General features: G+C 40.0%; 8 protein-coding genes. 6 read left to right on the top strand and 2 right to left on the bottom strand.

Annotated elements, in window-relative coordinates; genetic code table 11:
- Positions 1-171 precede the first annotated feature (171 nt).
- From WAA15_RS11500 to guaB, 3 genes are all read left to right on the top strand, one after another.
- Entirely contained in the window at positions 172-432 is a 261-nt protein-coding gene (locus WAA15_RS11500) for a SemiSWEET transporter (protein ID WP_337042898.1), read from the top strand.
- Between the two features lie 215 nt (positions 433-647).
- Positions 648-1,988 carry a xylose isomerase gene (gene xylA / locus WAA15_RS11495; protein ID WP_337042897.1) on the top strand — a complete coding sequence of 447 codons (1,341 nt, stop codon included), beginning with the start codon at positions 648-650 and terminating at the stop codon, positions 1,986-1,988.
- Between the two features lie 148 nt (positions 1,989-2,136).
- Positions 2,137-3,603, top strand: coding sequence for an IMP dehydrogenase (guaB, locus tag WAA15_RS11490; protein ID WP_337042896.1), 1,467 nt, complete (start codon positions 2,137-2,139; stop codon positions 3,601-3,603).
- Positions 3,604-3,691: 88 nt separating this feature from the next.
- On the opposite strand, the gene WAA15_RS11485 is transcribed toward guaB, so the two are convergent.
- Positions 3,692-4,114, bottom strand: a complete 423-nt coding sequence (locus WAA15_RS11485) for a hypothetical protein (protein ID WP_337042895.1) — start codon at positions 4,112-4,114, stop codon at positions 3,692-3,694.
- 96 nt (positions 4,115-4,210) lie between these two features.
- On the opposite strand from WAA15_RS11485, the gene WAA15_RS11480 reads away from it, so the two are divergent.
- Complete coding sequence (locus WAA15_RS11480) at positions 4,211-6,001, top strand: family 43 glycosylhydrolase (protein WP_337042894.1); 1,791 nt, start codon at positions 4,211-4,213, stop codon at positions 5,999-6,001.
- Position 6,002: 1 nt separating this feature from the next.
- On the opposite strand, the gene WAA15_RS11475 is transcribed toward WAA15_RS11480, so the two are convergent.
- Complete coding sequence (locus tag WAA15_RS11475; protein ID WP_337042893.1) at positions 6,003-7,091, bottom strand: Gfo/Idh/MocA family protein; 1,089 nt, start codon at positions 7,089-7,091, stop codon at positions 6,003-6,005.
- 187 nt (positions 7,092-7,278) lie between these two features.
- On the opposite strand from WAA15_RS11475, the gene gldA reads away from it, so the two are divergent.
- Together gldA and WAA15_RS11465 are read left to right on the top strand one after the other, a co-directional pair.
- Positions 7,279-7,986, top strand: coding sequence for a gliding motility-associated ABC transporter ATP-binding subunit GldA (gldA, locus tag WAA15_RS11470; protein ID WP_337042892.1), 708 nt, complete (start codon positions 7,279-7,281; stop codon positions 7,984-7,986).
- A 428-nt stretch (positions 7,987-8,414) separates the two neighbouring features.
- Positions 8,415-12,500 (top strand): immunoglobulin domain-containing protein, encoded by a 4,086-nt coding sequence (locus WAA15_RS11465; protein WP_337042891.1) that lies wholly within the window; start codon positions 8,415-8,417, stop codon positions 12,498-12,500.
- The last annotated feature ends 45 nt before the right edge of the window (positions 12,501-12,545 follow it).

The following is a 12,545-nucleotide window of genomic DNA, read 5'->3' as shown; positions in this document are numbered from 1 at the left end:
TTGCCGCAGCACCTAGTGCCTTCTACACAAAATTGTATTATATAAAGTATTACCTGTGATTATCGGTTAAAATGAACTAATTAATATAACTTTTCCATTATTTTAGCAGAAATGATTCAATTGACTGCTAAATGTAAACCCTTGAATCATAAGTGTTTATTGCTAAATATTATGGAAACCTTAGGATACATAGCCGGCATATTAACAACTGTTGCGTTTGTGCCGCAAGTACTACAAATTTACAAAACCAAATCTGCTAAAGACGTTTCTTTAGCCATGTTCCTGATTTTTACGTTGGGTGTTACCATGTGGTTAATCTACGGTATAAAAGTACATGCTTTTCCGGTAATTGCTGCCAATGGCGTAACGCTGATACTCTCGTTGGTTATTTTATTCTTCAAGTTTAAGTACAAAAACCACTCTCTTAAATAAGCCTCCGCAAGAATCGGTTGCTCCCTTTTAATATTCAGAATTTTCTTACAATTTTGAACAGGCATTTTCATGTCTGATTTTTTTGTTTTCAGGCCATTTTACCATTTATATTTATCGGCTTGGATAAAAAACAAAAAAATAATTGTAAATTTGACACTTAATATTTTACTTCGCATCATATTTCAAATTATTCATATTCAACCGACCAGAAAATCATGGCAGATTTAAAAGTTACGATAGGTGAAAAAGAATATTTTCCGTTCATTAAAGGGCCTATTGCTTATGAGGGAAAAGAATCTAATAATTATTTGGCATTCAAGTATTACGATGCCAACAGAGTAGTAGCAGGCAAAACTATGGCAGAGCATCTGCGTTTTGCAACGGCTTACTGGCATACGTTCTGCGGCACAGGTGGCGACCCATTCGGCCCGGGCACGAAAGTATTTCCGTGGGATGCCGCTAACGACCCACTTCAGGCAGCAAAAGATAAACTCGATGCCGCCTTTGAATTCATGACAAAGCTAGGTACACCTTTCTATTGTTTCCATGATATTGATATTGCTCCTGAAGGCAATTCACAAAGCGAATTCGAGAAAAACCTACAAACCATTGTTGGGCTTGCCAAACAAAAACAAGCCGAAAGTGGCATAAAATTATTATGGGGTACAGCAAACCTGTTTTCACATACACGTTTCATGAACGGGGCCTCAACCAACCCTGATTTTGCCGTGGTAGCTCATGCAGGTTTACAAGTAAAAAATGCCATTGATGCAACCATTGCATTAGGTGGCGAAGGTTATGTGTTCTGGGGTGGCCGCGAAGGCTATATGTCATTGCTCAATACCAATACCAAACGCGAAATTGACCACCTTGCACAGTTCCTGACTATCTCGCGTGACTACGCGCGCAGCCAGGGCTTTACAGGCAAATTCTATATCGAGCCAAAACCATGTGAGCCATCGAAACACCAATACGATTACGACTCACAAACCGTAATTGGTTTCTTACGCCACTATGGCCTTGATAAAGATTTCCAGATAAATGCCGAAGTAAACCACGCCACATTAGCAGGCCATACGTTTGCACATGAACTGCAAATGGCGGCTGACGCCGGTATGCTGGGTAGTATTGATGCCAACCGCGGCGACTACCAGAATGGCTGGGATACCGACCAGTTCCCGATTGATTTGTTTGAGCTTACCGAAGCAATGCTGGTTATTCTGGAAGCTGGTGGATTCAAAACCGGTGGTATTAATTTCGATGCCAAAACCCGCAGAAACTCAACCGACCTTGAAGATATTTTCATTGCGCATATTTCGGGTATGGATGCTTTCGCAAGAGCCTTGCTGATTGCAAACAATATTCTGGAGAAATCAGATTACAGAAAACTACGCCAGACCCGTTATGCGTCGTTCGATAGCGGCGAAGGTGCTGCGTTTGAAGCAGGTAAACTGAAACTGACCGACCTCAGAGAAATTGCCCTCAGAGACGGCGAACCAAAACAAGTAAGTGGTAAACAAGAGCTTTATGAAATGATTATCAATCAGTACATCTAATTCTTTGCTTTTGCCCCAACAAAGCCCTGTAAAATAGAATTTACAGGGCTTTTTATATTAATTTTCAATTAATTTGATTTACCTTATTGCCATTCACAATATTTTCCGTAATTTTGCTTGGCAAATAAGAAAACGAAAATTATTTGCTATGTTAGATTCTTCAAAGTTGCTTTACGAAGCACTTACCTACGACGACGTTCTCCTCGTTCCGGCTTACTCAGAAGTTCTTCCCCGCGACACGCAAACGAAAACTTATCTGACTCAAAATATACAACTGAATATTCCGCTCATTTCTGCGGCTATGGACACCGTTACAGAATATGAAATGGCCATTGCAATGGCACAGGAAGGAGGTATCGGTATCATCCATAAAAACATGACAATCGAACAACAAGCCGAGCAAGTACGCAAGGTGAAACGTTCGGAAAGTGGCATGATAATAGACCCCATTACTTTAAGCGAAAACGCTACACTCGGCGATGCTCTGCGCTTAATGAAAGAATTTAGAGTTGGGGGGATTCCCGTAATTGATGAAAATCAAAAATTAAAAGGCATTGTTACCAATCGTGATTTACGTTTCCAGACCGAAATGTCGAAACCGATTGTAGAAATCATGACAAAAGAAAACCTGATTGTTGGCTACGAAGGCACAGGTTTGGCAGAAGCAGAAGAAATTCTGAAAAACTACAAAATCGAAAAATTACCGATTGTTGACAAAGACTACAAGCTAATCGGACTAATCACCTACCGCGACATCCTGAAAAAGAAAGACCGCCCCAATGCAGCAAAAGACCGCCTCGGCCGCCTGCTTGCCGGTGCAGCCGTAGGTGTAACCCCCGACATTGAAAAACGCGTAGAAAGTCTTATAAAAGCCGGTGTTGACGTAGTTAGTATTGATACCGCCCACGGCCATTCAAAAGGTGTAATTGATACCCTGAAACGCATCAAAGTGGCTTTTCCTAAGCTGGATGTAATTGTCGGAAACATTGCTACTGCCGAAGCCGCCGAGGCCCTTGCCAAAGCAGGTGCCAATGCCATTAAAGTGGGTGTGGGACCGGGTAGTATCTGTACCACCCGTATTATTGCCGGCATAGGTATGCCGCAGTTGTCAGCCGTGGCCGACTCGGCAGTAGCTGCTGCCAGATATGGTGTTCCGGTAATTGCCGATGGTGGTATCCGTTTCTCGGGCGACATCACCAAAGCCATCGCCGCCGGAGCCAATACCGTAATGATGGGTTCATTATTAGCCGGAACCGAAGAAGCCCCCGGCGAAGTGGTTATTTACGAAGGACGTAAATTCAAAACGTATCGTGGTATGGGGTCAGTAGAAGCCATGGAAGATGGCTCAAAAGACCGTTATTTTCAGGATGCCGAAGATGATATTAAGAAGCTGGTGCCAGAAGGTATCGTAGGGCGTGTGCCTTACAAAGGCCGTGCAGCCGAAATCCTTTACCAGATGGTTGGTGGCTTGAAGGCTGGTATGGGCTACTGTGGTGCCGGCGATATTGCTACCTTACAACAGGCTAAATTTGTAAAAATTACAGCCGCAGGTATCAAGGAAAGCCACCCGCACGACATCCAGATTATGCGTGAAGCACCAAACTATTCGAGATAATAATTGGCGTAACAATACACAGAAAACGGCTCCGAAAGAGCCGTTTTCTGTTTGTATAACGATTTTTCAAATCGCCTATATAAACTTGCTACTCTAAATCAACAATTACAGGAACAGTCATTCTTGTTTTAGGCGAGTTACCTATATCACCGCAGTTCCACTTTGGCATACCTTCAAATATCCTAATCAAATTTTTTCTAAGTTTAGGGCATTGCTCTCCTCCTTTCAGTATCTCAACTTCGTCAATTGCTCCATTTTTTAGTACATAAAACTGCACAAATATCTTCTCGGTGGGTGTTACTTCACTTGAATCAATTTGTAAATGTTTCGATATATACTTTAACATTTCTTTATGCCCACCAACAAATGAGGGAGGAGTCGGGAAATAACAGATAATTTCACTATCAGAAGCCTCTTCCTTAATACCCGATGCCACAACTTTAGTGGGCATGTCTTTCAGCTCATGGCAGCCGAGTAAGATAATAATTGTTTTTGCAGAAAGAAATTTCATAAGGCAGCCTCATTAATAAACCAATATACACAAAATACCCAAATTCATGGTTTTATGCTTACTTATTTTATCTTTGCATAAACAAAACCATAACCTATGAAACCTGTTCTGTCATTATTTATCCTGTTGTTTTTTGTTACCATAGGGTTTGCCCAAAGTCCACAATTAAATATTGCCAAGCCTAAACCATTTAAGCAGAAAACCTTCTGCAACCCCATGGACATTAATTATCAGTATAACTGGGAGCAAACCAACGAAAAAATATCTTATCGCTCAGGAGCCGACCCCGTAATTATCACCCATAAAAACGAGTATTACCTTTTCCATACCATTCAGGGGGGCTACTGGAAATCGAAAGATTTATTAAACTGGCATTATATTGTTCCGAGCCGCTGGCCTATGGAAGATATGTGCGCACCTGCGGCTATTTCAGTGAGAGACACCCTTTATCTGTTCCAATCTACATTTCAGCAAAGACCCATTTTTTATACAACAACCCCCGAAAACGGCAAACTGCATTTTTATAACCGCTGGTTACCCCAATTGCCGAAAGACATTGGCCCGTGGGACCCCGCCCTGTTTCATGACGATGCCACCGACCGCTGGTTTATGTACTGGGGTTCTTCAAATGTGTATCCTATTTTTGGGGCAGAGCTAGACAAAAGCAAAAACCTGACCTACAAGGAAAAAAACAATTACAAAGGTCTTATTTACCTGCACCCCGAAAAACACGGTTGGGAGCGTTTCGGCCGTGACCACCGCGACACCATCAAGCCTTTTACCGAAGGTGCATGGATGACCAAACATAACGGCAAATATTACCTGCAATACGGCGCACCCGGCACAGAGTTCAACGTCTATGCCAATGGTACTTATGTAGGCGACGACCCCCTCGGCCCGTTTACGTATGCACCCTATAATCCCGTTTCTTACAAACCCGGGGGTTTCATGACAGGCATGGGGCATGGCAACACTTTTCAGGATTTATATGGAAACTACTGGAATACCGGAACCCCATGGATTGCCGTTAACTGGAATTTTGAACGCCGCATTGAAATGGTTCCGGCGGGCTTCGATAAAGACGGACAAATGTTTGCCAATACGCGCTTCGCCGATTTCCCGCAATTGTTGCCCACTAAAAAATGGGCCGATAAAAACGAACTATTTGCAGGATGGATGCTGCTTTCTTACAAAAAGCCTTGTAGGGCTTCATCGGTACAGGAAGATAAATTCTCGGCCGATTTAGTAACCGACGAAAACCCGCGTACTTTCTGGGTTGCTAAAACCAACAAAAGTGGCGAAACCCTAACCATCGATTTGGAAAAACCACAGCAGGTGCATTCATTACAAATTAATTATACCGATTATAAATCAGATATTTATGATAGCGCCTTACCTAAAGTATATATTCAATACAGAATATATGCGTCGATAGACGGCAAAACATGGACAAAGATTGTAGATAATACCAACGAAAAACGCGACCGCCCCAATGCCTACGAAGAACTGGCAAAACCTGTAAAAGCACGTTATATCAAGTTTGAGAACGTACATGTTCCGATGCCTAATCTGGCCATTAGCGACATACGTATTTTCGGGAAAGGCTCAGGGCAGGCTCCTGCTACACCACAGGGCTTGCAGGTAAGCCGCCAAACCGACGACCGCAACGCCGACATTAGCTGGCAAAAAGTACCCGACGCCGTAGGATATAATATATTATGGGGCATCGCACCCGACAAGTTGTATCAGACTTATCAGATTTGGGGCGATGCCCCCTCAAGCCTTGAGCTAAGAGCCTTAACTGTCGGGCAAAAATACTATTTTGCTATTGAAGCATTTAACGAAAACGGCGTTTCAACCCTGAGTGAGGTAATTGGCCCGCGCTAGGTTATTTGAGTTCAATGGTTTTTTTGGCTTTAGCCGATTTCACGGCAGCATCCAGAATTTCCATAGCTACCATATTGATTTTCAAAGACCCCAAATCATCTTCTGACTTTACTTTGCCTCGTACAACGGCGGCAAAGTAACTGAAGGGGTCATTCAGGGGCGACGGCAATGGCTTTATCTCGACCTTTTCTTCCGGCGGAGCGTTTCTGTCGCCTTTTCTCACACGCATTTGCAGGCTTCTGTCAGCAATGATGTATCCGGTTTTACCATAAAATTCAGCATCTTTTCTATCAAAAGGCCAGTTCCATGAGGCCTGAAAAATACCCTGTGCTTTTGGGTAAGTAACAACAATGGTTGCTTCATCATCTACCTTCGGGTACATATCCGGCTTGATAGTCTGCGTAATTGCCGTTACCGACGTAGGTCTTTCGCCTTTCATTATCCATGCCATAATGTCGGCACCATAGCAGCCAAAATCAATAATAGCCCCGCCACCATTTTTTACGGGGTCGCCCAGCCAGTCCATAAAGGTCTTGCTTACGCCAATTTCTTTAGGCCCCGAATGCCCGTCGTGTATTACCACTTTTCTAATATCGCCAATCGCTTTTTGTTCATGAATCATTTTATAGGCTTCATGGTTACTGGCATACCACGTTGTTTCGTAATTAGTCAACAACTGAACATGGTGTTTTTTAGCCAAAGCCTCCATCTGCTTAGCCGTTTCCAGATTAACCGCCAATGGTTTTTCAACCATTACGTGTACCCCTTTTGGCGCACATTTCTGCACGGTTTCAAGGTGTTCAAAAATACTTCTGAAATCACATACTGCTTCGGGTTTGGCTTTGTCGAGCATTTCGTCGAGGCTGGCATACCATAAACTTTCGGGCAGTTTGTATTGCGCCAGATACTTCATGGCCAATGCTTTGTCGGGCTCGGCGAAGCCCACAATTTCGACCCCATCGTGGGTTATGTCATGTAAAATCTGTCTGACGTGGTCGTGCGTCATACCCACAATACCCATACGCACCACTTTATCTTGAGCAAAGGCTATCTGCGTAGCCAGAAAGCAAAACAGGAGAAATTTTTTCATAGATTTTTTAAAGGTTGAATTGAAACAAATTTAATTAAAAAGCGTAGGAAAGATATTTTTTCGATAATCTTTTCACGATAAAACATAATTTTGCGTTTAGAATAGGTAATTCATCGTTCATACTGATAGCAAAGGGCCAATCATAAACCCTAAACTGCCAGTATATATCTTATAGAACCGCCCGGCAATGTCTATTAAAGTTCAGAATCTAAGCAAAGTATACGGCACACAAAAAGCCGTCGATAATATATCGTTTGAGGTCAACAAAGGAGAAATCATTGGTTTTCTGGGGCCTAATGGCGCAGGGAAGTCAACCACCATGAAAATCCTGACGGGTTATATACCGGCTACTGACGGAACCGCCGAAGTGAATGGTTTCGACGTAAAAACATCGCCGATGCAGGTTAAACGTAACATTGGTTACCTGCCCGAACACAACCCGCTGTATCTGGATATGTACGTGAAGGAGTTTCTTGCCTTCGCTGGTTCACTTTACGGCTTAAAAGGGCGCGCTTTAAAAATAAAGATTGATGAAACCATCGAAAAAGTTGGCTTGGGTCTCGAAAAACACAAGAAAATAGGCCAGTTATCGAAGGGGTATCGGCAGCGTGTGGGCCTTGCACAAGCCCTGATTCACAACCCCGATATATTAATTCTGGACGAACCCACTACGGGCCTTGACCCTAATCAGTTGGTCGAGATTCGAGACTTAATCAAAAACGTGGGTAAAGACAAAACCGTTATTTTCAGTACGCACATCATGCAGGAAGTTGAAGCCATCTGCGACCGCGTCATTATCATCAATCGAGGTAAAATAGTGACCGACAGCACCCTGTCTGACCTCAAAAAAGGTGGCAAAGCCATTGAGGAGGTTTTCAGGGAACTGACGATATAAAACGATTTCACAAATCTTTTAAGAAGTCTTTTATCAGATATTATCCTTCCAGAAATATGTGTATTTTTGCTTCATTAATTCAAATGAAGTTAATGAATTGTTTTGCCTGTTGATTAAAATGCTTCTTCGGATTATCTAACCAATCACTATCTAAATTTTTACTATTCTCTATGGCTAGATGTTTACTGCTTTTTGTTGTTTTATGTTTTGTTTCTGTTTCTTTTGTACAAGCGCAATGTAGTAAGAATTTTATATTGTCTCTAAATTCGAAAACATTTCAAACCAGATATACAATAACGGAAAACCAGATTTTTGTATGCAAAGGAAATGTGAATAAGTTTGAGTTTATCAAGCTCGGCTCAGAAAAACCCATCTTTAAGTGGTATATGAATGACTCGCTCCTCGTTAACTCCTCATCTCCAGTATTCATGACCGATAAAACAGGCATTTTTCGTGTAGAAGTAATCGATGGAGACTGTAAATATACAATTGGCCCTTTAGAGCTAAAGGCTATTACAAACATGGATGTATACATGCCTAAAAAGGAATTGACCATTTGTGAGAATGTGACCTCTCCAATTGGCTTATGGCCTTATTCCGAACTTTCTGCCCCTACTTTTAATTATCAATGGCAAAAAGATGGCAAAGATATCCCTCAGGAAAACTATAATAGCTTTTTTCCCTCAACCCCTGGTCTTTATTCAATAAGAGTTACTGCAGGTAATTGTTCGGCTACCTCTGCTCCTGTTACAGTGAAAGTCAGCCCCGACAATAAAATAAGAGATTACTTATTTGTTGATGACAGGAGTCGCTCAAGTATTAAAACCGATAGCATTTTTTTATGTAGCGATTATAGCTTTAATTTCAGAGCAATGTTAGGTACAACAAATCTATATAAGAATGGAACTTTTGTCTCTAACAACAATATTTTCCCTATTTCAGAATCAGGCACTTATTTCATACAAAAGAAAATAGCCCAAAACTGTATGGTAGAAAGTAAACCACTATATATTTCATTTGGAAAAGTTTTAAAACCATTAAATTTTCTAGAGACTGGCTTTGTCTACAATTATTGTACTCAGACTTCAATCCTTCTCGATGATCCTAACCTCATCGGCAATAATAGATTGAAGATTATTTATCCTCCTTATACAGCCGCAGAAACCTACACATATGGTAGTCTTTATAATTATTATCAAATATGGGGTCAAGTCGGTAAAAATATTTTTGAGTACGAAACAGGAACTTGCAAAAGCCCGCCAACTACTATAGAAATCAAAAAACGTTATCCAATAACTGATGTTAACGGTAATATAATAGACAAAAAGGTTTCTTTATGTGCCAATGGCTTTTTCCCTTTAAAAATGTACTATTACGATAATGATGAAGTATCACTTTACAGAAACGATACCCTCATTCAGAGAAAAGCCGCCAAAGAAAAAAAGATAACCTTTATTGCCTCTCAAAAAGGCAAATACTATTTTAAAATTGTTCAGAATTGCACCCCCTCTATGACATTTGTATCTGATACGGTTGAGATAGACGCACCGGCACCTGTTGAAACATCTTTAACACTTATAACCGAGAACTGTAATACCGGACAATATAAATTAAGCGCAAAAGAATATTCTGATTACACCTATTCATGGTATCAGAATGGTAATATTATACCTAATCAAAATACTCCCAATTTAGAGGTATCGAAAAAAGAGTCGGGTACATATTATGCAGTTCTGCAAAAGGGGCTATGCTCAGTTACCACACAATCAATCGAAATCGGTACCCGGATAATTGGTAGTACAGCTATTTGTGAGGGAAGTAAATTTTCGCTTGCAACAAATGTAAAAGACGGAGTTTATCTTTGGAAAGGCCCGAATAATTTTACTTCAAATCAATCAGATTTTAGTATTGATAGTATCAGAATTAATCAGAAAGGCTGGTATATTCTGTCTGTTACCAAAGACGGATGTACACTTAAAGACTCCGTAAATCTGACTATTACCGAAAACCCTCAAATTTCTTTCGATTTTGCTAATCCCATCTGTCTCAATCAAAATGTAGCAGCCAGATTCACAGGAACACCGGGTTATTATGATATAAATTACAGTATATTGGGGAGTGAGACAGTCTGGAAGGTTTTTTATATTCCATCAAAAGGTCCTAATGAAAAATATGTAAATCTGGGTAAAATAGCCCCGAAAGGATATACTCCAAAATTTAATATATCTTATTCAGGCTGTTCTTTCCCTCTTGCCGTTCCTCCTCATGCTATTACTTCCGAAGGCTGTAAAGATATCTTTGAATTTAAAAGTCTGAGAAAAGTCTATTGTATTAAAGAGAAAATTACGCTTAAATTCAATTTGCCGACCAATTTGCCGGCCGGTAAGAAACTAAAACTTAATTTAGAGACCTACTCGGACAAATATGATTTGGGTTCTTTTTCAGCTGATAGTATACAATTTATAATGCCAGATGTAAGTAGTGATTATATGTTTTTTACTGTTGAAGATGAAAATCACGGATTTATTGGAATGAGCGAAGAATTTAATGTAAAAGGTCGTAGGCCGGATGTCTATGCATTTGTCGGCGATAGGTATACATCCGGTCCTGTTATGCAGTGCGAAGGTTTTTCTACTAAATTGATCTCGTTTAGAAATGATTCTACTAGTCAGTTTATTCAATGGAAAAAAAATGGATTAAATATACCCGGAGCGACAAAGGCGGACTTTGAGGCGAAAGAAAGTGGCATATACACTTTAGCAATGAATGAACAGGGATGTATCGTTGAATCTTCTTCTATAAATGTTAAGCAAGGGCAGATTCCTAAGCCGGAAATACAATCTCTGACCGGCCTAAAAAATGCTTGCAGCGGTTTCTTTGTTCCATTATCAGAGAACGCAAACTTCCCATATACCAGTTTTGAATGGAAACGCAGTAATCAGTTAATTGAAAAAAAATCTGATAGAGCGGCTTTTGAAGCAAAAGCAAGTGGATATTATACCCTTACAGCTTATCAGGGCTCGTGTAAAGCAACTTCTGACTCTATTGAAATCGAAATCGGTGAATATTTACCTAATAGAGTTGTTGCCTATGGAATCACAGAATTGGCGAAGAATAAAGTAACTATATGTGACCAGACTAAGGCCACATTCTATACCCCAGATTACTATTTTCCTTCTGCTATTAATGAATCAGATAGCGTATTAGCGGCTAAATATGGTTTTAGTTTTCAATGGAAACGAAACGATAAAAATATTGACCGCGCAAATTACAGCTCTTATCAATCCGACGAGCCGGGAATTTATTCACTTCAGGTAAAACAAGGAGATTGTATTGTTAATTCTAATAGGGTTGAAGTCGTAAAACAGAATACATTATCAGTTAGATTATTGAGTACTTATAATTACAGCGCCCTAAATCCTAAAGATACACTCACTATATGCGAAGGCTCCAATATTGATATTTACGCTTATCAACAAGATGAAGCAATGTATCGTTGGAACAAAGAATTATACAAAGATGGTAAGCTAATTCAAACTTATTCTGCTATAGATCAATCCAATTATTCTAGTTATTTTTCTATTAAAGAGTCGGGCAAATATTCGATAAAATTATATCCTGATAGTCAGAAAAATTGTATCGCTTACACAGACTCAAGCAATATCTTATTTGTTGATAAAACTTTCAATCTCCCTCTTGATACTGTTATCGCATGTACTGACTCCATTTATTTATATCCTCCAACTATGAATGGGTTTTCAAAGACTTATCAATGGAGTTTTAAAAATAAAGTTATTAGTACCAGTTATTCTTTAATAGCTCCACTCGAAGAAGGTGTATACACAGTAGAGGTAAAGCAAACAAGAACATGTGGCGCTATACAACCAGTTTTAGTGCAAAAAAAGATAAACCCGATTATATGGACTGGAAGTGACAATCCGAATGGTTTAGTTAGTTTCTGTAATGATAAGGATAATATTCTATATATAAACAATGCCAACAATTCTACTTTCGAATGGTATAGAAATCAGCAGAAATTACCTGATACTTTAAGTTTCGTTAAAGCCAATCAGGCAGGAGAATATTTAGCAAAAGTCAGATATAAAGACTGCGCGGCAACCAGCAATATTGTTAAAGTAGATTTACTAAAAATAAAAAACCAGATTTCACCACTTGCAGATAGTTTAGCCATATGTCTAAATGGCGGTTTTCAGAACCTTAATGCCGTTAAAGAAACCGGATACTCTTACGAATGGTTTAAAGATAATAAAAGCCTGCAAGAAAGTTCGTCTAGCATAAAAGCTACCCAACAAGGTTCATACAGAGCCCTTATTCAATCAGGTGATTGCTCTGTGCTTACGCCAGCGATTAAAATTTATGAGAGTGCTAAAGTACCAACTGCAACAATCTCAGGCGATACTACTTTGAATATCGGCGATACTGCCAATCTGAAACTATCTTTCACCTCTAGCCCGCCGTTTACTTATAAACTAAATATGCGAATAATGGGTTGAAAGAGCAGAAATAGAGCCAAGACAACTAAGACTTACTTTTATGGT

Origin of the sequence: Emticicia sp. 17c (genome assembly GCF_037153985.1) — a bacterium.
Taxonomy (GTDB): Bacteria; Bacteroidota; Bacteroidia; order Cytophagales; family Spirosomataceae; genus Emticicia.
The sequence above is the reverse complement of the archived record's forward strand: the minus strand, read 5'-3'. Positions and strand labels throughout refer to the sequence as shown.

Bases quoted from the DNA above. Each gene is read 5' to 3' on its own strand.
- WAA15_RS11465 (WP_337042891.1), top strand. From the start codon at position 8,415: ATGACCGATAAAACAGGCATTTTTCGTGTAGAAGTAATCGATGGAGAC.
- WAA15_RS11480 (WP_337042894.1), top strand. From the start codon at position 4,211: ATGAAACCTGTTCTGTCATTATTTATCCTGTTGTTTTTTGTTACCATA.
- WAA15_RS11485 (WP_337042895.1), bottom strand. From the start codon at position 4,114: ATGAAATTTCTTTCTGCAAAAACAATTATTATCTTACTCGGCTGCCAT.
- WAA15_RS11500 (WP_337042898.1), top strand. From the start codon at position 172: ATGGAAACCTTAGGATACATAGCCGGCATATTAACAACTGTTGCGTTT.
- guaB (WP_337042896.1), top strand. From the start codon at position 2,137: ATGTTAGATTCTTCAAAGTTGCTTTACGAAGCACTTACCTACGACGAC.
- xylA (WP_337042897.1), top strand. From the start codon at position 648: ATGGCAGATTTAAAAGTTACGATAGGTGAAAAAGAATATTTTCCGTTC.
- WAA15_RS11475 (WP_337042893.1), bottom strand. From the start codon at position 7,091: ATGAAAAAATTTCTCCTGTTTTGCTTTCTGGCTACGCAGATAGCCTTT.
- gldA (WP_337042892.1), top strand. From the start codon at position 7,279: ATGTCTATTAAAGTTCAGAATCTAAGCAAAGTATACGGCACACAAAAA.